Here is a 22,404-nt window from a genome sequence, read left to right as displayed (position 1 = left end):
ACTGGTGGATGAACGACTACAACGAGCTACGCCCGCACGATGCCCTTGGGGATCTAACGCCCTCTGATTACATGAATCGCTACACCAGAAACTCTACTTATGAAATGTCTACTTGACGGGGGAGCTTACGATTTAATGTACGGTATCGTTGTTGCTTTTTTGTTTGTAAGTAGCTCTTTGGGGGCAACGAGGAGCTTTCCTGCCGGTTTCACGCCAGTAGATAGAAGTAGTACTGTTTATAAGAAACTTGAAAGTTGGTGTCGGCTTGATTACAAAAAAGATAATGGCAGAGATATGCCATCCAATGAAATAAGTAGTGTAGCTAAAGTTAAGCTGTCTGATAAAAAGAATACTTATTTCGTAACTATGCGCTCGCTTAGCGGTTCGATTGGTGAAGGCGGGGTTTTATTGTTAGAAGATGGAGCCGCATTTAAAATCATTTATGGTGGGACCGGCTTTGAAGTGTCTAACACAATAACTAATGGTTTTAAAGATCTAGTAGAAACTAGCTCTGGTGGCATCAATAATAACAGCGAGACTAGGTATAAATTTACAAATGGTAAATATGAGCAGGGTGCATCTAAAGAATATGGTTATAATGATGTGCTTGATGAGGACCTAAGTAAATTTAAAGCTCAGTGGAGGCGGGATGTAGTAACATTCAAAGGTGAAGGCAATGGCCGGAATTATGATAACGGAACGATAACTGGCAAAATAATAAAGATTTTGCCATGGTCTAGCAGTAAGCAGTTCAACATACTCATAATTGAAGATGCCGATAAGAAGCTAATAGCAATGCTTATACCTGACCTGTTAATACAAGATGTTACTAAGCGAATTCAAGCGTATAAATCGGTTATATTCGACTTTGCATGGAAAGCTACAGGTAAGCCTAAGAACGATCCCTTTTACATTCCCCAACCCAGAAATGTTGTAATGCTTGTCAAGAAGGTTGCAGTTAACAGGGAGAGTGAGGGCAATGTAAATCAAGCCATGGGCGGCGTGAAAAAATCATATGATCCTTACTCCGTTCCCGACACCAGTGGCATAACAGAAAAGATTAAACATCCTAACAATAAAGCAAGATACCCCTATACTGACAAAGAAATGACAAGCTTCATCAGGAAGGCCAGGTACACAGATGATAGATATTATAAGTATAGCAATATAAAAATTACTATTTTAGAAAAGGGTGATATTGACAATAGCGGATACAAGATCGAAGTAAGAGAGTATTACAAAAAACAAGACTCTGATGATTATAGGAAAGGTGTCTTTAAGATTAATGACAAGATTGTATATTATCGTGTACAGAAGGGTAGATTCGGAAAAATTATAATGAATGGAGATGGCGTCAATCTCCACGAGCAGCCAGATTGATGAATGCCTGAAGGATCTTTCAATTTGCTTCCGCGAAAAATCCTCAAGGGGAGGTATGACTATTCAGGGTCCCATACTCTCTAACAGTATTCAACCCCGGGGTCCATTCCTACAGATATATTCATTCAGAGGGACAGCAATCGCTGTCCCTTTTTTCTTTAGCCAACATAGTCAGGCCAATCGTAGAAGCCTGACAGATCAGCGGCTAAGGAGGCAACATCATGTTAACCACCATCATCACCAAAGCAATCGTATCCACCGACGCGCTCATGCAGGAAACCAAAGTAAAAGTATCAATCGTGCGAGAAGTAGCTGGCATAGCTCACGGAATCATCAAGGAGAGCTTGCCAGAGTACCGAGACGACCTCAAATCCAAACTGCTTGAGAAGATAACCACCTCACTCCAGAAGAGCTAACCCAGGCTCCTATCAACAACATACCTACCACAAGCACATTACCTCAAGGGGGCATCTTGCCCCCTTTTTTTCTTAGCCATAGAGCCAGGCCAATCGAAGAAGCCTGACCATACCAACGGCTAAGGAGGTATTACCATGTGCATCTCTACTCTCATCACCAAAGCAATCGTCGCAACCGACCGTGCCTGCCAACAGGCCAAGGTCAAGGCATCCGTGGTCAAAGAGGTATCCGGTATCGGGCACCTGATAATCAAGGACAACATGCCCGCCTTCAGGGATGACCTGAAGGAGAAAGTGCTGGCTAAGGTAACTGCCCAGCTTCAGAAGTAAGACACCCACCGACCACACCATTCACCACCAGACAATCCATACCAACATCAAGGGGGATAGCCACGCTTGCAGCCCTGCCATGGGGTACGTGCGTCTATCCCCCGAAGGAGCCATTGTGAAAGTCTACGAAGTCATCAACAATCGTATTATGGAACTGTTAGCCCAAGGGACCGTACCCTGGCGTAAGACCTGGAACGCTACCAGCAATCAGCCTAAGAACCTGATTACCAAGAAGGACTATCGCGGTGTCAACGTATTCCTGCTTGCCTGCATGCCGTATAGCTCGCAGTACTGGCTGACCTTCAAGCAGGCTCAGGATAAAGGCGGCTTTGTGCGTAAAGGTGAGAAGTCTACCCCTGTCGTGTTCTGGAAGTGGTTAGACCGTAAGGATGCCAATGTAGATGGCGAGGAAGCTGTCACTGGTAATGGCAAGATCCCCATGCTCAGGTACTACTCAGTGTTCAACCTGGAGCAGGTAGATGGTATCGAGCCACCACCGGCTACCGAGACGGTCCACGAGTTCACCCCTATTGACATTGCAGAACAGATCATAGCTGGCATGCCGATGAAGCCGATTGTTCATTACGGTGGCAACAGAGCATCATATTCGCCCCTGCTTGATGTGGTTCGGGTGCCAGAGCCGGAAGCGTTTGAGACACCTGCTGATTTTTATGCAACTTATCTGCATGAGCTTACGCATGCTACCGGTCACTCCAACAGGTTAGGACGCAAGGGTATCCTTGAGCCTTCATACTTCGGTAGTCACGAGTACAGCAAGGAAGAACTTGTCGCCGAGATGGGAGCTACCTTCCTGTGTGCTCATGCTGGTATCGAGCAACCGATCATCGAGAACAGTGCTGCCTACATCCAGGGCTGGCTTCGTAACCTCAAGAACGATAAGACACTCCTGGTACATGCCGCAGCACAGGCCCAGAAGGCATCCGACTATATCCTTAATGCTTCTCCTCACGAAGATTTAGCTGACTAAGGACCCATAATGCCTACTACAGAGGAAGGGACATCGCCTGCGAAGGCCGTGTCCCTTCTGTCGTTTATACGGAGGATTACATGAAACCTATCAACTCCCCGAGCATCAAGCTCCACACCAACCAAACCGACCAAGGAAGCTACGTCAACGCCTTTATCCTTGAGCACCAGGGCAACAACTACCATTTCCCCGGCAGTACCGGTGACACCATCCACGTGTTTACCCAGAGCATAGCGATATACGTGCTCACTATCAATAAAGGGCTGGGACACATGAGGTTGAACGCTTACATGGTGCCGCAACCTGACGCCATCAACGGGGTCTATATGCACACTCCCCAGGAGATCATCGACCACTTGGGAGCAGAGTGGGAGCAACTGTCACCTACGGAAATAACCGACAACCTGATGAGTTACCTATACTAAGGAGGAATTGCCATGACCATAGATACCCTGTTCGGACCAAAAGAAGTGACATCGACCAAGCCCAGGACCATCAAACTCAAGACCATCAAGGCAGTATATGAAACTCTTACCGTAGCAGAGGGTGTCGGTAGCTACCTGTCGCCGAAGATTCGGTACACGTCACCTACGCAAGTCTTTGATACCTTTGCCTTCCTGAAGGACGAAACCAAGGAATACTTCATTGCCTTACACCTGGACGGCAAGAACCGCATCCTTGCAGTGGACATATGCAGTATCGGCAGCTTGAACCAGAGCATTGTCCATCCGAGGGAGGTCTATAAGACAGCACTCCTGTCGTCGGCAGCAGCCATCATTCTCCTGCACAACCATCCGTCAGGCGACCCAACCCCAAGCACCGAGGACTTGGAGATTACCCGAAGGCTTAAGGATGCTGGGGATCTTGTGGGTATCAAGGTGCTCGACCATATCGTGATCGGTGACAGCTACTACTCGTTTTCAGAAAGAGGTGTCATATGACAACCTGTGAGTATTGCGGGAAGCCCCTTAGGGTAGGGGAGACGTTACATGGAATCAGGTACGGGTCCTTAGCGGCTTCTGGTTTCAAGCCTGCACGTGATTGTGCGGAGGTCATAATCTGCGAATCATGCGGTAGCAGACTCTCCCATTACGTCTATTCATCCCTTGACACGAGTGCTCTGCCATACCCGACCATCTTCAAAATGGTGGCGGAGCTTTCCAACCTCATGAGGAACGGATACCTACTGATTCACAACATCGGCAAGCTACCGAGTACGGATCAGGTAGCCCTCCAGCATCTGATAACAGCCTGTAAGGAGGCAAGCTAAGGGCAAACTGCTGTACCTAACAGTAAGGAACCTACGACAACAGAGCCGACAGGCTCTTTTTTTTGTGCCCAAATTACAAGGAGGTATCATCATGTCAGTCTATAGGCGAAGCAAAAACGGTGTGTTTTACATGGATTACGTGCACAAGGGAATCAGGGTGTATAAGTCCACTGGCAAGTACACAAAGCGTGACGCCAAGCTCGCTGAAGCTGCCGATAAGCAGAGACTTCACCAGGAGGTATCCTATGCACCACAGAATAAGCCGGTTGCTGTAACGCTCAGTAAAGCAATCGAGCAGACTTATGAGGCCAAATGGAAGACCAACAAGGATGCTATGGGAACCTACCGGCGAGCATTGGGGCTTGTCGAGGTGATGGGGGATATCCTGATTGACTCTATTACCGAGGATACCATCGAGGCGCTAATCTGTACGCTGGATGTTACGGGCGTTCAGGTGTCAACGGTGAACAGGTACTTGGCAACGTTAAAGACCATACTTAAGTACAAGAAGCAGCCGTGTGACTTCATACGCCTCAGAAAAGAGCGTAAGGGCAGGATACGTGTGTTATCCCATGAGGAGGAACAGCAGGTTGTCAAATGTCTACGTGGTGAGGACCACCTAGCCAACCGGCCATACTTCCATGATGTTGCTCAACTCGTGGAAGTGTTGCTTGATACCGGATGCAGGTTATCGGAGGTGCTTAATCTCCGGTACGACGATGTGAACTTTGAGAGCAACCTGATTTCCATATGGATCAACAAGGGGGAGCGTCCGAGGAGCATACCAATGACCCGAAGGGTGAGAGCCATCCTAGCAGGTAGGCAGGGTAGCAACCCTAAGCCCTTCAGCATTCCAATCAATCAGGCTGAATACGCTTGGAGCTGGGTACGAAAGCATTTGAAGCTCGACCATGACAAGGAGTTCGTCATGCATGCCTTAAGGCACACGTGCGCATCACGGCTGGTGAACAAAGGGGTAGACCTCTATGTCGTTAAGGAGTGGTTAGGGCATAGCAGCATACAGATCACCGAGAGGTATGCACACCTGAGTCCCACAAAGCTAGCCCAAGCACTAGAAGTCATGGAGGAACCGCTAGCTCCATAGGTATTAGCACCCTTGCAATTTAGGCGCAGGTGTTATAGGGTTCATCCGCAGTTTGCAGGTGGCAAAGGTTGTCCCAAAACTTTGCCACATTTTGAAGAAACCAGGACATATATAGAGATTGTGTATAGTCAATAGTAGCGTATTTACAATAGGTTATCTGGCACCGCAAGGTATAGGGGTTCAAGTCCCCTCTCTCGCACCAACTAGATACTGTGTACGGCTCCATCCCTTTGGGATTGGGGCTTTTTTTGTGCCTTCATCGCGCCTCTTCCAACATTTTCGCCGTTTCTCAGTATATCTCCTCTCTTGTACGCTGTAACTTCTCCTGTACGTGCAGTAGCTGTAACAATTTGAGCTGTTAATCTGCTGAATCAATTCCTGTAGTAAACTATTTTAGCTCCCCGGCCTTACCCTTTGCATCGGGATCAACTAAGGTTAGTGCAGTTTGGGATAGCCATTCATTATGATGATATCCGACGATTATCATGAAATAATCGGATATGAAGCAGATAATTACATTGTTTTGCTCCAAGAAGAAGGCCTAAAATGGAATCAGAAGGTGAGATCTGTGGGCGGCAAGCTCTGGTTCTTATCCGTCTGATCAGCCGCCACGGAGGTTTACGAGGAGGCACGACATGAAAAGCATCAGGAAAAAGCTGTTAACAACAGTTGCCATGATCGGCGCGATGGCCTTGTTCGCCGGCATGGGGTATGCGGCCAGCAACAGCGATCCGTATCGGACCGGGGCCTGGACCACGACTGATCGCGACTTTACCGTGTCCGGACCAAGCTATGACACCGGCACCGCAGGTACCACAACAGGTACCGGCGCCGGCGGGAGCATGAGCACGGGCAGCGGCTCCGGGAGCCGGATGGGCACCGGATCCGGCTATGGAACAGGAACAGGAACGGGAACGGGAACGGGAACGGGAACGGGAACGGGAAGCATGGGGGCCGGTAGCACCGGTACCGGCACGGGCACCGGTGGTTCCATGGGTACAGGTGGAACGATGGGTACCGGTTCGATGGGGACTGGCACCATGGATACCGGTACGGGCGGATCGATGGGGACTGGTAGCGGCGGCTCCCTTGATACCGGATCCGGCTCCTATGGCACTGGCACCGGCGGCTCGTTAGATAACGGTACCGGAACGGGTAGCGGATCGTTTGGCACCGGCACGGGTGGCTCGCTGGGAACCGGTAGCGGTGGTTCCTTGGGTACCGGCACCGGCGGATCCATGGGGACCGGTACTGGTGGTTCCATGGGTACTGGCGGAACCGGCACGGGCGGGTCGATGGGAACTGGCACCGGCGGTTCTATGGGAACTGGTACCGGCGGTTCTATGGGTGGCACCGGTGGTGGCGGAACCGGTGGTGCTGGGGGCGCTGGCGGTGGTGGCCGTTAAGGCTCACCCTGTAGCTGATGAGCGATTAAGTAGGGAGTGGGAGCCTGACCTCGTGTTAGGCTCTTTTTTTTGTGTCCGGCATTGCCTTTGTCTTGGCGTTGTTTTATAGTCCGTGTCCGGATCAAGCTGACGGATCGGGTGGGAGTGGTCTTATGGACAGGTGTCGAGGAGCGGGCGAACCGGGTTGATTCAGCGTCGGGTTGCCGGCAAGCCCAAGGGGCCGCAACCGGGGAGGGAAGATGGCGTTGGTCGAGTGGGACCCGAAATTCCAGCTGGGAATAGAACAATTCGACCTGCACCACCGGCACCTAGTGGGATTGCTCAACGCGCTCTATGAGAAGTACGCTACTGAGCAGGACGACGACGCGACCCTGCGGGACGCGGTAAGCGACTTGACCGAGTATGCCGACTACCACTTCAGCGTCGAGGAGAACTGGATGCGGCAGGGGGGGTATCCGGCCTACGAGGAACACGTGCTGCAGCACAAACAGTTCATCTTCAAACTCGTCGAGTTCAACCGCCTCTACCGGACGGACAAAGAGCATCTCTCCCTGGAAATCATCGCCTTTCTCAGGAGGTGGCTCCTCGACCATATCGTGCAGGCCGACGGGAAGTACGGCGAGTTCATCAAAAGGTAGCGGCGCGGCTTGCTCCGTGCTCGAGTTGGGGGGGGGCAACATTTTCACCGTTGACTTGGCCAAAACGTAGGGAGTAGAATGAAACCAAGTCAGAGAGATCTTTGAGAATCAATCCCGCGACACGGTTGGAGCTCTTGAGGCAGTTACGACCTGCTAAGCGCTGTCTCCGCCGTTTCAGGTTCAGGCACAGCATGAACCCCTTGAAAAAGGGTCACCGGCGAAACCTCCCTGAGACGCGCAACCAGCTACACAGCAGGTAGGAATCAATCTTACAGCCGAGAGAACGGGGTTGGTAATTGGCGTTCAAGAGACCAATCCACTGCGATTGACATCTCATCCGCCAGGCGCGTAAAACCGCTTGAAAAAGGAGATGCAAGGGGGTTGGCAACGTGAATGAAGCGTCACGTGCCAAAGACCTCGATGGTATCTACCGACGGATAAGGTAAAAGTGTCCCGCAATTGAGCGCCAATTATTTCTTCGGAAGGGCCCGTTACCGCACGTGACGGGCCTTTCTTTTTGCGCGCCGTTTGCCTCGAAAGGAAGAGGCTCAACCGGCACGGGCTGCCGCCGAAGTTGGGCGGGGCAAGACGGCAGATGGCTTGTGAAAGAAAAAAAGCCCCCGGCGCCAGCGGTGCGGGGGCTTTGCTTTCTATAAGGATAGATGCGGGCTAGCTCTTGCCGCCGCGTTTGCCGGTAGACGACTTCCGGGCCGTGTTGCCGGAGGCGTTTTTCATGCCGGTCCTGCCGCGTTGCTGGGCGGCATTTTTGGCGGTGACCGGAATGTGACGGGACCCCTTGGTCGTGCCGGCGGCCTTCAGGCTGTTCATCCTCTCTTTGGCTATTCTCACCTCATTCACCTCCCTTTTTAGGGACGTTGCGCTGAAGTCCATGGTACCACGAACAAGGCGCCTGCCGATACTGCCTACCTGCACCGGGCCGGTGACGCCTTGGCCTGTCTCAAAAATGCCCAGATTTTTTTCACCAAGGCTTAAGTTTTCCGGCCGACACCCGAACGGTAGTGTAAACAATGGGCGTGGTTTCGGTGCCTGGACAGCTCGTTCCGGACTGATCCCCCCAAGAGCCTGGGAACCATTAGGTCAAGGAGAGACGGCAGCCATGGCATCTCTGTGGAACTATTACCTTAATTTCACCATAAAGGCCCGCCTGGGGACCCTGTGTGTCTGCTACAGCCTGTGCATTGTCGCCATGGCCGTCACCGCGCAGTCCGATTCCAACCTGATAAAGTACGGCTCCATGCTGCTCTTCATCGTCTTAGGCGGGGTGTTCGGCTGGGTGAATATCTGGTCGATAAACCGTCCCATCCAGCGGGCCATCAGCTACCTGCAGACCATGGCGCGCGGCGACCTCACCCAGAACATCTCGGTGCTCAGAAAGAACGAGTTCAGCAAGATGATCAGCGCCATGGCCGAGTTGCAGGATGCCATGCGCAGCATCATCTCCGGCATCAAGGGGACCGCCGACCACCTGGAGGAGTCCTCGGGGCTCTTGAGCGCGACCTCCACGCAGATCGTGGCAGGTACCGAGGACGCCTCGGTGCAGTCGGGTGTGGTCAGCACCTCGGTCGACGAGATGGCCTCGATCAGCAGCACGATCGCCGAGAACTGCCAGGAGATGTCCAGCAGCGCCCAGCAGACCAGTTCCGCGACCCGGATGGGCGCCGAGACCATCGACAAGATGCGTTCCATCATGGGCGAAATCGAGCAGATGGTGATCGGCACCATGGAGGCGGTCAAGGCCCTCGGGACCAACTCGGAGCGGATCGGGGACATCGTGGTCGCCATCGAGGACATCGCCGACCAGACCAACCTTTTGGCACTCAACGCCGCGATCGAGGCGGCGCGTGCCGGGGAGCAGGGGCGCGGTTTTGCGGTGGTGGCCGACGAGGTGCGCAATCTCGCCGAGAGGACCTCGCACTCGACCCGCGAGATCCAGGGGATCATCGGCGCGCTGCAGGGCGATGTGAAGAACGTGGTGAACTCCATGGAACAGAGCGCCAGCAGCGTGCGCAACGGGGCCACCGACGTGCAGCACTCAAGCGAGGCCATGAACGTCATCAAGGGGCACATCGAACCGCTGCTTAACTACGTGGGACAGGTAGCCGCTGCGGCCCAGCAGCAGTCCCAGACCACCTCCGGGATAACCGGCAGCATGCGCAACATCTCCCAGGTGATCCAGGTGGCCGCGGCCGGTGCCCACCAAACCGAGAACGCCGCAGTGGAGCTGTCCCGCTCTTCGCACGAGTTGCAGCAGATGGTGAACAGGTTCAAGCTCGCCAGCTAGTTCTATCGCATCGACACCGCTGAATTAAGAGACGAACTCTCTCAAGGGGCACGGCGCTGCCTTGAGCCGTGCTCTCACCCGGGCCGTATGCTCATGGGCTCCCCCGGTGCTCCCGCCAGACTCACCCCAGGATAACCTCACTCCGCTCACCTCCGCCCCCCTCTCAGTAACGACCTTCTCCTAAAAGGGACCCGCAGCGAGAACGCGGCAACTTTTTCTTGACAACAAAAGATCTCTCCCCTATAAATGAATTCGCTTTTCAATATCGCACTGCGGGTACTGACAAAAATGCGATCCTGTCGCGAGTTGTGACAGGATCGCAGAACTACCAGGAGGCACAGATGGCACGTTTGGACCGGAATCAGGAGGGTGGTTTACTGAGCAGGAGCAGTGAAGCGGGTCCCTTTCAGGAAGTCAGGCCCGGCTGGCAGGTGCTCTCGGCACAGTTTCCCGACGACCGGGAGTGCTTGGCCTCGTTTTTGGTGCTTGAGGTCGCCGAAGTGCTGCAGGGAGCCAAACCGGCGAACCTGGTGAGCATCGCCAACCGGCGCCGCAGTTGCGGCAGGAATCCCTATCTGCTCTGGATGGAGCACGGTGCGGCGCTCGTCGCGGAGAGCGGCCTCGCGGTGCGGGAACTCGCGGACCGCGGCAACTCGATCCTGCTCTTGCTCTACCGCCCTGAGGCGCTGGATGAGCTCCTCGCCAAGAAGAGCGTCGCCGTGATCCTGGGGAAGGTCGGCTACCCCCAGAGCCTGAACCGCGAAGCCGTGCTGCAGGAGCTCACCCGCCGGGTGGCGGGGGAGGGATTCCCGCACGAGATCGGGGTCTTCCTCGGTTACCCGCTCAAGGACGTGGTGGGCTTTCTGGGATGGGCACGGCTCAGCTTCACCTGCCAGGGGCCCTGGAAGATCTTCGGGGAGCCGAGCCAGAGCCTGAGCCTCGCCCGGCTGCACCGGGAGTGCCGCTGTCAGATGTCGCAGCGCCTGGCCGCCGGCTGCTCTCCGCTGGAGTGCCTGCGCGGCGCAGTCCGTGCCGGTTTGGCGGGCGAAATGTTTTCCTGCGCTGCTTGAATCAAAAGAGATGTCAATTTCCTTGGAGGGCGAGGCAGAGCCCCTTCGAGGCCGTCAGGGAGGGGCTATGTGCATCGCACTCATCGGAGGGATGGATCGGCTGGGAAAACACTACCAGGAGGCTGCCGCCGCGGCCGGGATCACGCTGGAGGTCTACAACACCGCACCGGCGAACTTCGCCGTGAAGCTTAAAAAGGCTGACGCGGTGGTCATCTTCACCAACAAGGTTTCCCACCAGGCCCGCAACGAGGCGCTGCAGGCCGCCAAGACCCGTGGCATACCGGTCATCATGCAGCACGCCTGCGGCGTCTGTACCCTGCGTAACTGCCTCGAGTGCTGCAAGACCGGCCATTAGCCGCATCGGTCCCCGCCGCCCGTGAGATAGGGGCTTCATATTAGTGCGCTCTTGTGATAGGTTCACGCGCTGGAATTGAACCGACCACCAAGGAGAACCATGAACCCTGCCGGCGTTGCCACTTCCTCGTCTGCCGGGCCGGTCCGCGTGTTGCTGGCCGCCTTGCTGGTGCTGCTCTGTGTGTGCTGGCTCGATGTGCCCCTTGCCTACTGGGTGCGGGACCACCTCTACGTCCCCGGAACCTGGTCCCGGTTCACCTCCGACCTCCCCGATCTGCTGCTGCAGGTCGTCATCGTAACCTCTGCCATCTCTTGGTTGTGCTACCGCATGCGTCACAACTGGCGCCTGGGAGACCCCCTCGGCCGCCTGGTACTGCTGAACGCCTGGCTCCCCCCGGTCGCCTATTTGGTGAAGGCCCTCGCCAAGCCGGTCTTCGGCCGGGTGAATACCCGGGTCTGGCTGCAGGAGCCGGGGCTGTACGGCTTTCACTGGTTTGAGTTCCGCCCGGATTGCCAGGGTTTTCCTTCCGGGCACATGGTCGTCCTGGTCGCCTCGCTCGCCGCGGTGGCCCGCTGCTATCCCAGGTTGCGGCCCGCCTGCACCGCTTTCGGGGTGCTCATTGGGGGCGCCCTCGTCGCCACCGATTACCATTTCCTCTCCGATGTGCTGGCCGGCGCCCTCCTCGGCGTTCTGGTCGAGCGCGCCGTGTCCGCACTGCTCGAGCGCTCAACCGCCTGTGCCGGCAAGCGGTGAACTCACCCGAAATTTCCGCCAAACCACGTTGAATGCACTGTAATAACCGAAGGTTAGATCCAACTGCCGCGGCGCCTTGGGTGCGCTTTCCCCGCTTTTTCCCTTGCAACTTCTGACGAAATCACCTATATTTCAGCAACAGATTGACGGACAGTTTCGAACGCTTAACCAGACGATACTATCAGAACCGGCAGGGCCAGACGGCCAGCGGTCTCAGCTAGGGATGTAAGGGGTTTAGCCACCAGGGTTAAGCCCTTTTTGTTTGGAAAGAGGTCAGGGAGGACCAGAATGCAACGAGTAAAATCGGTAGGGGACATTGTTGACTCACAGTGCACGCGCTGCAAGGCGCTTTTGAATCACACCATCGTCGCCATGGTGGCGGGGCAGGTGGTACGGGTGAAGTGCAATACCTGCGGCAGCGAGCACAACCACCGTCCGGCCAAGGAGGCCAAGGAGCCCAAGCCGGCTGCTACCAGGACTGCGGCCGCCAGGACCTCGAGTACCGGTGCCGCACCGCGCGCCAGGGCGGGGAGGGCTCCGGCCCAGTCCGACGAGTCGATCTGGGAGGAGATGATCCGCCCGCTCGACCCGGATCATGCCGTTCCCTACAACATGGCCGGCAGGTTCAAGACGAACTCCCTCATGGCGCACCCGAGCTTCGGAACCGGCGTCGTGGTCTCCTGCCAGTCCGGCAAGGTCGAGGTGGTCTTCAAGACCGGTCGCAAACTGCTGCGCTGCGGCTGCTAACAGCGCCGCCTGGTTGTCCGGTAACGCAGCTCTCACCGGCATGAGCAAAAAAAGAAGGGGATGGCGAACCAGCTTTCGGTTCGCCATCCCCTTTATCCGTTGTACCCCAGTTCAGGTCGTCAGTTTTTCTTCTTCACCCGAAAGCCCGCCTTTTCCCAGCTGAGCGGCTCCTCGGCCTTGGGCTTCTGGCGCGGCTGCGGCGCCGGCGCTCCCCCCTTGGTCGCCCGTTCCGGCTCAGCCTGCTTGATGGAGAGCGAGATCCGCTTTCTTTCCGGGTCGGCCGAGAGCACCTTCACCTTCACGATCTCACCCACCTTGACCACTTCGTTGGGGTCCTTCGCGTAGCGCTGCGAGAGCTGGCTTATGTGGACCAGGCCGTCCTGGTGCACCCCGATGTCCACGAAGGCGCCGAAGGCCGCTACGTTGGTGACCACCCCCTGCAGGATCATCCCCTCCTTCAGGTCGGCGATGGTGGTGACGTCTTCCCTGAAGCTTGCGCTCTGGAACTTGTCGCGCGGGTCGCGCCCGGGCTTTTTCAGCTCGGCCAGGATGTCGCGCAGGGTGGGGAGCCCCACCGTCTCGGTCACATAGCGCTCGATCCGGATCCCCGCCGCAAGCCCCGGCTCCGCCGCGAGTTCTGCCAGGCTCTTCCCCAGGTCCGCCGCCATCCGCCCCACCAGTCCGTAGTTCTCCGGGTGCACGGCGGTGTTGTCCAGCGGGTTGTCGCCGCCGCGGATCCTCAGAAAGCCCGCCGCCTGCTCGAACGCCTTGGGGCCGAAGCGCGGCACCTTCAAAAGCGCCTGGCGGCTTGCGAAGGCGCCGTTGTCGTTGCGGTACTGCACGATGGCGCGCCCCTGGTTCTCCGAGATACCCGCGACGTAGGACAAAAGCGCCCAGGACGCGGAGTTCAGGTCGACTCCCACGAAGTTCACGCAGGATTCCACCACCGCGTCGAGCGCCTTTTTCAGGAGCACCTGGTTCACGTCGTGCTGGTACTGTCCCACCCCGATGCTCTTGGGATCGATCTTCACCAGCTCGGCGAGCGGGTCCTGCAGGCGGCGGCCGATGGAGATGGCGCCGCGGATGGTGAGGTCAAGCTCCGGGAACTCTTCGCGGGCGATCTCGGAGGCGGAGTAGATGCTCGCGCCGGCCTCGTTCACCATGACCGTCTCGGCGCGGACCCCGGCGTTTCTCAGCGACTCGCGCACGAAGATCTCGGTCTCGCGCCCCCCGGTGCCGTTGCCGATGGCGATCAGGCGGCAGTCGTACTTCTCGACCAGGCGCACGAGCTCGCGGGCCGCTTCGGCGACCTTGGCGCCGCCGGTGTGCGGGTAGATGGTGGCGTGCTCCATGAAGCGCCCGGTCTCGTCCAGGGCGGCCACCTTGCAGCCGGTCCTCAGTCCCGGGTCGACCCCCAGGACGCGCCTCCCGCCGGCGGGAGGGAGCAAGAGCAGGTTCCTCAGGTTCTGGGCGAAGACGGCGATGGCAGCCTCGTCGGCGCGGGTCTTCGCCTCGAGCCTCAGCTCCACCTCGATCGAGGGGGCGATGAGCCGCTTGTAGGCGTCGAGCGCCACCCCCTCCAGTACCCGCTTGAAGACGCTCTCCCCCTTGACGAGCCGGAAGGTGAGGCGCTCCAGGATCTCCTGCTCCGGCGCGAGGAGCACCAGCCGCAAGACCTCCTCCTTCTCGCCGCGCCTCATGGCGAGCATGCGGTGCGAGACCACGCTCTTCATCGGCTCGGAGTACTCGTAGTACATCTGGTACTTCCCTTCGCGGTCGGCCCCCTCGGAGAGGAGCGACGAGGCGAAGATCCCCTGCTCGCGGGTGAGCTCGCGCACCATGGCGCGCGCGTCGGCGTCTTCGCTCAGCCGCTCGGCGAGGATGTGCGCGGCCCCTTCCAGCGCAGCCGCGGCGTCGGGGACCCCGAGCTCGGCGTTCACGAAGGGGAGGGCGGCCTCCTCGGCGCTTCCCGCCTTCAGCTCCTGGGCGGCGACGAGGTCGGCCAGGGGCTCCAGGCCGCGCTCGCGGGCGATGGTCGCCTTGGTGCGTCGCTTGGGCTTGTAGGGGAGGTAGAGGTCTTCGAGCTCGGTCTTTTTGCGGCAGGTCGCGATGCGGGCGGAGAGCTCGGGGGTGAGCTTTCCCTGCTCCTCGATGCTCTTTAAGACGGTGACCTTGCGCTCGGCCAGTTCGCGGTGGTAGGCGAGCAGGTCCTCGATCTCGCGGATCTGCACCTCGTCCAGTTCGCCGGTCTGCTCCTTGCGGTAGCGGGCGATGAAGGGGACGGTCCCCCCTTCGTTCAAAAGCGCTATGGTGGCAAGAACGCCCGCGCGCGGCAGGGCGCTCTCTTCTACGACGATTTCCAACAGTTGCGGTGCATCGGTGGCCATCGGTACTCTCCTTGGGCAAAAAAAGACGTTCTTTTTACACTCTTTGCCGGCGCGGGACAAGGACTTTCGCGCGTGCCGCGCCTACGGGGCGTACCGGAGCCGGAGCCGGGGACGGGGACGGGGACGGGGACGGGGTGTGGCAAAAAAAGATAGCCATAAAATAGTTAGCATGCTATCTATCTTCCATGCCTATCACCGACCATGACATCGACCGCAGTAACCTCCTCTTTCTTCTGGGGCGCCTGACGCGCCGCTGGCGCCAGGTACTGGACTCCGAGTTCCAGATCAGCGGCATCACCGACGCCACCTGGCGCCCGCTTCTGCACCTCGAGCGCATGGGGGAAGGGGTGCGCCAAAAGGACCTGGCCTCCTCCCTGGGGATCGAAGGGCCCTCCCTGGTTCGCCTGCTGGATACCCTGGTAGCCAAGGGGCTGGTGGAGCGCCGGGAGGACCCTGCCGACCGCCGAGCCAAAAACCTCACCCTCACCGACGCGGGAGCCCTCCTGGTCCGGCGCATCCTCACCGTGCTGCTGCCGCTCGAGGAGGAGCTTTTGGGCTCCTTTAGCGACGCGGAGATCGCTCAGATGGCGGGCCTGGTCAAGCGCCTGGAGGGGTCCTTGGACACCCTGAAGGCGAGGGGGAAAAGGTGAGGTGGTCGGTACTCGGACGTTTGGTCCTGCGCGAGCGCAGCGCAGTGGCGACCGCGCTGCACGGAGCCCTGGCCTCCTTGGGGGCCCTCGCCGTGGCCGAGCTGTTGCATCTGGAGTGTCCCTATTGGGCGGCCATGACCGCACTCATCGTGATCCAGCCCAGCCGCGGCTTGTTGTTGGAGAAGAGCTTCTACCGTCTGGTGGGAACCGCGCTCGGCTCCTTCGGCGGGATGCTGATCGTGCAGCAGGCCCATTCCCCGCTCGGGCTCGCCGCGCTCCTCGCCCTGTGGCTTGCAGCCTGCGTGGGAACCGGCAACCTCCTCTACGGGCTGCGCTCCTACGGCGCCCTGGTCGCCGGCTGCACCGGCGCCGTGATCGCCCTGGCCGGCTACAGCATGCCGCCGCACCTGCACGACCTGGTTTTCGGTCGCATCGCCGGGATCGTGGTCGGCATCGTGGTCTCGACCACACTCACCCTCTTCTTTACCCGGCACCGCTCGCACCGCGAGCTCCTGGACCGGCTGGCCGCGGCCCTTGCCGGCAACCTGGGCTGGGTGGCGGGCACGCTGAGGCACGCGCCGGCTGCCGAGCGCGAGGACCGGCGCCAGGAACTCCTGGTCGAGCTGGCCCGCATCGAGGAGACCCTGGACGGCTTCTGGGCCGGCTCCCTCGCCCTCAAGCGACGCAAGCGCGAGATCAACGCCCTGCTGGTGGCCCTTCTGGCGGTTCTGGAGAGCGGCAAGACCCTGGCGGGGCGCCACCGGCCGGACACGCAGCGCTGGAGCGAGGCCCTGGCGGACGAACTCGACGGGGTGGTACGGCAACTGGAGACTCCCGGGGTGTCCCGGATCGAGGTGGAGCAGGTGGTACGCCGGCTGGCCGAAGCGCCCGCCGCGGCCGGGACCCTGGTGGCGGCGCTCGAGGAGGTGATCGCCAGCTGGTGCCGGGGGATCGAATACTGGCAGGAGCGGGTAGCGGCCCGGGAGGCGCCGAGCCTTAAGCTGGTGCGGCACCGCGACTGGCACCAGGGGGCACGGGCGGCACTGCGCGCCGCGAGCAGCATGCTCGCCGTAGGCCTCGTGTGGCAGCTGACCGGCTGGGGCCAGGGGCCGGTCATGATGATGGCCGCCTCGATCATGGTGAGCATCTTCTCGACCCAGGAGCGTCCCGCCTGGCTTTTGAAGCACATCTTCTGCGGGGCCAGCGTCGGGGTGGCCTGCGGGCTCTTCTGCCGTCTCGTCCTTTTGCCGGGTGAGAGCGGGACCCTCGCCCAAGGGCTTTGGGCGGCCCCGTTCCTGGTCCTCGGGCTCTGGGCCAAGACCAAGCCGCGCTTCTCCCTGGGGGGGATGGACGCCGTACTCTTCTTTTTGTTCGTGATGCAGCCCGGCGTCTCCCGGATGCCGCCGGCGGCCGACTACCTCGCGGGCGGGGCCGCATCCCTTGGGGGGATCGGCGTGGCCATCCTCGCCTTTCGCTACCTGCTCCCGGTCGATCCGGGGCACCGGCTGCGCTCCGTGCTGGCGGCGATCGGCCGCGACCTGGGCGGCCTGGCCGCGGCGCGGGAGCTGTCGCGGCTCGAGCACTGCGGGGCCCGCGTCCAGCACCGGGTGCTGCGCATGCTGGTGCTGGCCCGGGCGGCAGGGGAGGACCTACGGCCGGTGGTCGAGGCTGCCCTGGGTGCGCTCTCCCTGTGCCGCGAGTTGCGGCAGTTGCGCGAGGCCGAACTTAGTGCCGGCCTGCCGCCGGAGCCCTCGGCCGCGCTGCGCGTGGCGGCACGCACCCTCTCGATGGCAGCCCGCAACCCGGAAACCCTGCGCCAGGCCCTGCAGTCCTCCGCGCCCCACGCCAGGTAAGGCGACTCCTGGCCCCCGGTCCCGGCACCTCGTTGGGCGCCCTCGACGCGGCAGCGCAGCAGGGGTGGTCCGAGGGGCGCTGGTGGCGCTTTCTTTTCCCTTCGCGATCCCGCCGTCTGCTGCGTCGCAAAGTGGGGATACTGCCGCACTGATGTATTCCCCGCCCCAAGATGGTCGAAAGCGACCTCTCCTGGCTCCCGGAAGCTTTCAGCCGACGGGCGTCACTTACAGAGCCTGCGGCTTCTCACTTACAGTGCGCCGCGAGTGAGCTGGTGACTTTGGCAACTGTCAGTGTCCTAAGCCGCTCCTGTCTGCTGCAAGCCCCGTGTGACGCCGCTTGACCGGGCTTGCGTAATCGGCTATCCTGACCGAATTTCACGTGAGAGGTGCACTTATGTCGCGTCCCAGCTGGGATGAGTACTTCATCGAAATTACGCGCCTGGTGGCGAAGCGCTCCACCTGCCTCAGGCGCCAGGTGGGCGCGGTTATCGTCAAGGACAAGAACATCCTGGCGACCGGCTACAACGGCTCGCCCGCCGGGACCGCGCACTGCCTGGACATCGGCTGCCTGAGGGAGAAGCTCAACATCCCCTCCGGGGAGCGCCACGAGCTCTGCCGCGGCCTGCACGCCGAGCAGAACGCCATCATCCAGGCCGCCAAGCACGGCACCGTCATCGAGGGTGCGACCCTTTACTGCAACACCATGCCCTGCATCATCTGCTCGAAGATGGTGATCAACGCGGGGATCAAGCGGGTGGTGTATCTCGCCGGCTACCCCGACCAGTTGGCCGAGGAGATGATCCGCGAGTCGGGAGTCCTGGTCGAGAAGCTGGAAGTGGCGGAAGGGGGGGGCGTTAAATGAAGTGTCCCTTCTGTGCCTTTGCCGACTCCAAGGTTGTCGATTCCCGCCCCGACAAGGGTGGGGCGACCATCCGCCGCCGGCGCGAGTGCGAGTCCTGCGGCAAGCGCTTCACCACCCACGAGCGGGTCGAGGAGGTGCTCCCCCTGGTGACCAAGAGGGACGGGCGGCGCGAGCCCTTCGACCGGATGAAGCTCGTGGCCGGGATCCAGAAGGCCTGCGAGAAGCGCCCCGTCTCCGTCGAGACCATCGAGAAGCTGGTGGACCGGCTGGAGATCCGCATGCAGGAAAGCGGCGAGAAAGAGGTCCCGACCACCACCCTCGGCGAGTGGGTGATGGACGACCTGCACGGCATCGACCAGGTAGCCTACGTCCGCTTCGCCTCCGTGTACCGCTCCTTCAAGGACATCAACGAGTTCATGAGCGAGCTGCAGGATCTTCTGAAGAAATAACCGCGGTTAGCCGCGGAGCCACGGAGGTCACGGAGAAAACCAGCCCATAGGGGGAAAGACACTCCGGGGTTGCTCGTTGTGGTTCCCGGTAGCTGGATTGTGAAGTTCTCCGTGTACTCCGTGCCTCCGTGGCAAGTTAGGTTCTGATGTCCGACTTCAATACCAAGATGATGCGCGAGGCGCTTGCCCTGGCACGGCGCGGAGTAGGGAAGACCGCACCTAACCCGGCGGTGGGGTGCGTCATCGTGCGCGACGGCGCCGTGGTCGGGCGCGGCTGGCACAAGAAGGCGGGAACGCCGCACGCCGAGGTGCACGCCCTCAACGACGCGGGCGAGCTCGCCGCCGGCGCCGACGCCTATGTGACGCTGGAGCCCTGCGCCCACTTCGGCAAGACCCCCCCCTGCGCCCGCGCCCTGGTCGCGGCTGGGGTCGCCCGGGTCTTCGTCGCCATGGTCGACCCGAACCCGCTGGTGGCGGGGAAGGGGATCGAGATCCTGCGCGAGGCGGGGATCAAGGTCGAGATCGGGATACTGGAGGCCGAGGCGCGCGAGCTGAACCTCCCCTTCATCAAGTGGATCCAGACCCGGCGCCCCTATGTGATCCTGAAGAGCGCGCTTACCCTGGACGGCAAGAGCGCCACCGCAACCGGCGACTCGCGCTGGATAACGGGCGACGCCTCGAGGCGCCTGGTGCACCGGCTGCGCGGCCAGCTGGACGCCATCATGGTCGGGGTGGGGACCGTCATCAAGGACGACCCGCAGCTCACCTGCCGGGTCCCCGGCGGCAAGGACCCGATCCGCATCGTGGTCGATTCCGGCCTGCGCCTGCCGCTGCACGCCGCCGTCTTCAACCAGCACTCCGCCGCGAAGACCCTGGTGGCGACCTGTTCCGGCGACAGCGCGAAGATCGCCTCGGTCGCCGCGCACGGCGGCGAGGTGGTTGCCTGTGCCGCCAAAGAGGGACGGGTGGACCTCGAGGACCTCTTCGAGCAACTCGGTTCCCAGGGGATCCAGTCCATCCTCCTGGAAGGGGGAAGCCACCTGGCCGGAGCGGCCCTCAGGGCGGGGCTCATCGACCGCTGCATGATCTTCTTTGCCCCCAAGCTGGTAGGCGGCGTCGGCATGGGGCTCTTCGCCGGCCAGGGTGTGCTCAAGATGGCCGACGCCCTGCACTTTGAGGAGATGAAGGTCACCCGCTGCGGCGCCGATCTCCTGGTGACCGGGGTGCCGGTGGGGAAAAGCAGGGATTAGGGTCGTGGGACCGGAGTCGGGATTGTGCTGTAGTAGCAGCTAAATTATGGTCGAGGCAGGAGCTAAGGCGCAGTGAGGGTTATTCCAGTCCCGAGCCCCTAGTCCCTAGCCCCTGCCTTTAGGGGTTAAAGGTGTTCACAGGTCTCATAGAAAACGTAGGCGAACTGGTCGGCATCGAGAAGCGCGGGGCCTCGGGGAGCCTCACCGTGAAGACGACGCTCCCGGCCGAGGAGATCCCCATCGGGGCCTCGGTCGCGGTGAACGGCGCCTGCCTCACCGTAGTGCGCAAGGGAGGGGGGACCCTCACCTTCGACATCTCGCCCGAGACCATCGAGCGCACCGTTTTCAGGAACCTGAAAGCGGGCGCGCCGCTCAACCTGGAGCGGGCCATGCGGCTCTCGGACCGGCTGGACGGCCACCTGGTCTCCGGCCACGTGGACTGCATGGCGAGCATCACCGATCGGCGCGAGCACTCGGGCAACATCGTCTTCACCTTCCGGGTGCCGGCGGAGTTCTCCAGGTACATCGCCCCCAAGGGATCGGTGGCCATCGACGGCATCAGCCTCACCGTGAACGAGGCCGGGCCCGACAGCTTCAGCGTGAACATCATCCCCCATACCGCGGCCCAGACTACCCTGCAGCACAAAAGGGTCGGCGCCGAGGTGAACATCGAGACGGACCTGATCTGCCGCTACCTGGAAAGGCTCCTGGCTGGTCGGGATCAGAAGCAGGGGGGCATTTCATTGGAACTGCTTGCCAAAAATGGATTTCTGTGAGATTGTGGCCATTTAGCGTCACCGATTGCGAGGGATTTACATGTCAGTAGCAACTATTGAAGAAGCCATCGAGGAGATCAGGGCCGGCCGGATGGTGATCCTGGTGGACGACGAGGACCGCGAGAACGAGGGTGACCTCACCATGGCCGCGCAGTGCGTCACCCCGGAGGCCATCAACTTCATGGCCCGCTTCGGCCGTGGCCTGATCTGCCTCACCATGACCGCCGAGCGCTGCGACCGTCTCGACCTGCCGCCCATGGTGCAGAGCAACACCTCCTCCTTCGGCACCGCCTTCACCGTCTCCATCGAGGCCAAGCGCGGCGTCACCACCGGTATCTCCGCGGCGGACCGCGCCCATACCATACTTACCGCAGTGGCCCCCAACGCCACCGCCTCCGACCTGGCCCGCCCGGGGCACATCTTCCCGCTGCGCGCCAAAAACGGCGGGGTGCTGGTGCGTTCCGGCCAGACCGAGGGTTCCGTCGACCTGGCGCGCCTGGCGGGTCTCGAGCCGTCCGGCGTCATCTGCGAGATCATGAACGAAGACGGCACCATGGCCCGCATGCCGGAGCTTAAGAAGTTCGCCAAGGAGCACGGCATCAAGGTCTGCACCATCGCCGATCTGGTCGCCTACCGCCTGAAGCACGAGTCCCTGGTGCGCCGCTCCGTCGAGGTCGCGCTCCCCAGCGCCTACGGCGATTTCCGCGCCGTCGCCTTCGAGAACGACATCGACAAGCTGGAGCACCTGGCGCTCGTCAAGGGGGACATCCGCGGCGACGAGCCCGTGCTGGTCCGGGTGCACTCCGAGTGCCTGACCGGCGACGTCTTCGGGAGCGTGCGCTGCGACTGCGCCGACCAGCTGCACGCCGCCATGGAGCAAATCGAGAAGAAAGGGGCGGGGGTCATCCTCTACATGCGCCAGGAAGGGCGCGGCATCGGGCTCACCAATAAGCTCAAGGCCTACGCGCTGCAGGACCAGGGTAAAGACACCGTCGAGGCGAACCTGGCCCTGGGCTTCAAGGCAGACCTGAGGGACTACGGCATCGGCGCCCAGATCCTGGTGAACCTGGGTGTGAAGAAGATCCGCCTGATGACCAACAACCCGAAGAAGCTCGTTGGCCTGCAGGGGTACGGGATCAACATCGTCGAGCGGGTGCCCATCGAGATCGCGCCGTCCAAGAGCAACGCCAAGTACCTGAAGACCAAGCGCGAAAAGCTCGGCCACCTTTTGGAAAACATCTAGCAGCAATTTTTGCCACGGAGGCACGGAGAGCACGGAGAACGTCAAAGGCGACAATCCTGCACTCTAAAGCCTTTAGAACCTCAAAGCCCACGGAAGCACGGGGGCTCGGAGAACGTCGAAGGATTGCGGAAAGGCCTTCAGGTTTTACCCCCTGTTTTTGCTTTTCTCCCTGTG

At 60.0% G+C, this 22,404-nt stretch carries 24 protein-coding genes; 22 read left to right on the top strand and 2 right to left on the bottom strand.

The genetic code is table 11. From position 1 onward, the window contains the following. The 10 genes from GMST_RS22655 to GMST_RS17705 form a co-directional block, all read left to right on the top strand. A partial coding sequence (locus GMST_RS22655; protein ID WP_183354928.1) for an integrase core domain-containing protein occupies window positions 1-116 on the top strand: 116 nt, incomplete at its 5' end. Continuing rightward, window positions 100-1,380 carry a hypothetical protein gene (locus tag GMST_RS17745; RefSeq protein ID WP_183356036.1) on the top strand — a complete coding sequence of 427 codons (1,281 nt, stop codon included), beginning with the start codon at window positions 100-102 and terminating at the stop codon, window positions 1,378-1,380. The genes GMST_RS22655 and GMST_RS17745, both read left to right, overlap by 17 nt. 221 nt (window positions 1,381-1,601) lie before the next feature. Continuing rightward, entirely contained in the window at window positions 1,602-1,796 is a 195-nt protein-coding gene (locus GMST_RS17740; protein ID WP_183356035.1) for a hypothetical protein, read from the top strand. A gap of 135 nt (window positions 1,797-1,931) precedes the next feature. Beyond that, window positions 1,932-2,126, top strand: a complete 195-nt coding sequence (locus tag GMST_RS17735) for a hypothetical protein (protein ID WP_183356034.1) — start codon at window positions 1,932-1,934, stop codon at window positions 2,124-2,126. A gap of 115 nt (window positions 2,127-2,241) precedes the next feature. Next, window positions 2,242-3,114, top strand: coding sequence for an ArdC family protein (locus tag GMST_RS17730; RefSeq protein WP_246399821.1), 873 nt, complete (start codon window positions 2,242-2,244; stop codon window positions 3,112-3,114). A gap of 80 nt (window positions 3,115-3,194) precedes the next feature. Then, a complete protein-coding gene (locus tag GMST_RS17725) occupies window positions 3,195-3,539 on the top strand; it encodes a hypothetical protein (protein ID WP_183356033.1) in 345 nt (114 codons plus the stop codon). A gap of 12 nt (window positions 3,540-3,551) precedes the next feature. Continuing rightward, the gene (gene radC, locus GMST_RS17720) at window positions 3,552-4,055 is read left to right on the top strand and encodes a RadC family protein (RefSeq protein ID WP_183356032.1); all 504 of its coding nucleotides are present in this window, start codon (window positions 3,552-3,554) and stop codon (window positions 4,053-4,055) included. A 420-nt stretch (window positions 4,056-4,475) separates the two neighbouring features. After that, a complete protein-coding gene (locus GMST_RS17715) occupies window positions 4,476-5,489 on the top strand; it encodes a tyrosine-type recombinase/integrase (RefSeq protein ID WP_183356031.1) in 1,014 nt (337 codons plus the stop codon). A gap of 635 nt (window positions 5,490-6,124) precedes the next feature. Continuing rightward, entirely contained in the window at window positions 6,125-6,895 is a 771-nt protein-coding gene (locus tag GMST_RS17710; protein WP_183356030.1) for a hypothetical protein, read from the top strand. A gap of 239 nt (window positions 6,896-7,134) precedes the next feature. Beyond that, entirely contained in the window at window positions 7,135-7,533 is a 399-nt protein-coding gene (locus GMST_RS17705; protein ID WP_183356029.1) for a bacteriohemerythrin, read from the top strand. A 669-nt stretch (window positions 7,534-8,202) separates the two neighbouring features. Here the strand turns inward: GMST_RS17705 and GMST_RS17700 are convergent. Further along, window positions 8,203-8,382, bottom strand: coding sequence for a hypothetical protein (locus GMST_RS17700; protein ID WP_183356028.1), 180 nt, complete (start codon window positions 8,380-8,382; stop codon window positions 8,203-8,205). Window positions 8,383-8,650: 268 nt separating this feature from the next. Between GMST_RS17700 and GMST_RS17695 the strand changes: the two genes are divergently transcribed. The 5 genes from GMST_RS17695 to GMST_RS17675 all read left to right on the top strand — a co-directional run bounded on the left by GMST_RS17695 (window position 8,651) and on the right by GMST_RS17675 (window position 12,760). Continuing rightward, a complete protein-coding gene (locus tag GMST_RS17695) occupies window positions 8,651-9,835 on the top strand; it encodes a methyl-accepting chemotaxis protein (protein ID WP_183356027.1) in 1,185 nt (394 codons plus the stop codon). Between the two features lie 341 nt (window positions 9,836-10,176). Continuing rightward, window positions 10,177-10,905, top strand: a complete 729-nt coding sequence (locus GMST_RS17690) for a DUF3793 family protein (RefSeq protein WP_183356026.1) — start codon at window positions 10,177-10,179, stop codon at window positions 10,903-10,905. A 67-nt stretch (window positions 10,906-10,972) separates the two neighbouring features. After that, complete coding sequence (locus GMST_RS17685; protein WP_183356025.1) at window positions 10,973-11,260, top strand: DUF2325 domain-containing protein; 288 nt, start codon at window positions 10,973-10,975, stop codon at window positions 11,258-11,260. Window positions 11,261-11,359: 99 nt separating this feature from the next. Beyond that, complete coding sequence (locus tag GMST_RS17680; RefSeq protein ID WP_183356024.1) at window positions 11,360-12,013, top strand: phosphatase PAP2 family protein; 654 nt, start codon at window positions 11,360-11,362, stop codon at window positions 12,011-12,013. A gap of 288 nt (window positions 12,014-12,301) precedes the next feature. Further along, the gene (locus GMST_RS17675; protein WP_183356023.1) at window positions 12,302-12,760 is read left to right on the top strand and encodes a hypothetical protein; all 459 of its coding nucleotides are present in this window, start codon (window positions 12,302-12,304) and stop codon (window positions 12,758-12,760) included. A gap of 119 nt (window positions 12,761-12,879) precedes the next feature. Here the strand turns inward: GMST_RS17675 and GMST_RS17670 are convergent, their stop codons facing one another. Next, on the bottom strand, window positions 12,880-15,147 hold the full coding sequence (locus tag GMST_RS17670; RefSeq protein ID WP_183356022.1) for a Tex family protein: 2,268 nt from the start codon (window positions 15,145-15,147) through the stop codon (window positions 12,880-12,882). A gap of 185 nt (window positions 15,148-15,332) precedes the next feature. On the opposite strand from GMST_RS17670, the gene GMST_RS17665 reads away from it, so the two are divergent. The 7 genes from GMST_RS17665 (at window position 15,333) to GMST_RS17635 (ending at window position 22,230) form a co-directional block, all read left to right on the top strand. Further along, on the top strand, window positions 15,333-15,797 hold the full coding sequence (locus GMST_RS17665) for a MarR family winged helix-turn-helix transcriptional regulator (RefSeq protein WP_183356021.1): 465 nt from the start codon (window positions 15,333-15,335) through the stop codon (window positions 15,795-15,797). Next, window positions 15,794-17,650, top strand: a complete 1,857-nt coding sequence (locus tag GMST_RS17660) for an FUSC family protein (RefSeq protein WP_183356020.1) — start codon at window positions 15,794-15,796, stop codon at window positions 17,648-17,650. Before GMST_RS17665 ends, GMST_RS17660 begins: the two co-directional genes overlap by 4 nt. A gap of 394 nt (window positions 17,651-18,044) precedes the next feature. Continuing rightward, window positions 18,045-18,512, top strand: coding sequence for a deoxycytidylate deaminase (locus GMST_RS17655; RefSeq protein ID WP_183356019.1), 468 nt, complete (start codon window positions 18,045-18,047; stop codon window positions 18,510-18,512). Further along, window positions 18,509-18,961: a transcriptional regulator NrdR gene (gene nrdR, locus GMST_RS17650; protein ID WP_183356018.1), complete on the top strand. Its 453-nt coding sequence runs from the start codon at window positions 18,509-18,511 to the stop codon at window positions 18,959-18,961. Before GMST_RS17655 ends, nrdR begins: the two co-directional genes overlap by 4 nt. A gap of 146 nt (window positions 18,962-19,107) precedes the next feature. After that, window positions 19,108-20,211, top strand: coding sequence for a bifunctional diaminohydroxyphosphoribosylaminopyrimidine deaminase/5-amino-6-(5-phosphoribosylamino)uracil reductase RibD (gene ribD / locus GMST_RS17645; RefSeq protein ID WP_183356017.1), 1,104 nt, complete (start codon window positions 19,108-19,110; stop codon window positions 20,209-20,211). Window positions 20,212-20,342: 131 nt separating this feature from the next. Beyond that, a complete protein-coding gene (locus GMST_RS17640) occupies window positions 20,343-20,987 on the top strand; it encodes a riboflavin synthase (protein WP_183356016.1) in 645 nt (214 codons plus the stop codon). Between the two features lie 40 nt (window positions 20,988-21,027). Beyond that, entirely contained in the window at window positions 21,028-22,230 is a 1,203-nt protein-coding gene (locus GMST_RS17635) for a bifunctional 3,4-dihydroxy-2-butanone-4-phosphate synthase/GTP cyclohydrolase II (protein WP_183356015.1), read from the top strand. The last annotated feature ends 174 nt before the right edge of the window (window positions 22,231-22,404 follow it).

Source organism: Geomonas silvestris, from assembly GCF_014193515.1.
Taxonomy (GTDB): domain Bacteria; phylum Desulfobacterota; class Desulfuromonadia; order Geobacterales; family Geobacteraceae; genus Geomonas; species Geomonas silvestris.
Note: the sequence above shows the minus strand (reverse complement) of the source record. Positions and strands in the feature narration are given on the sequence as shown.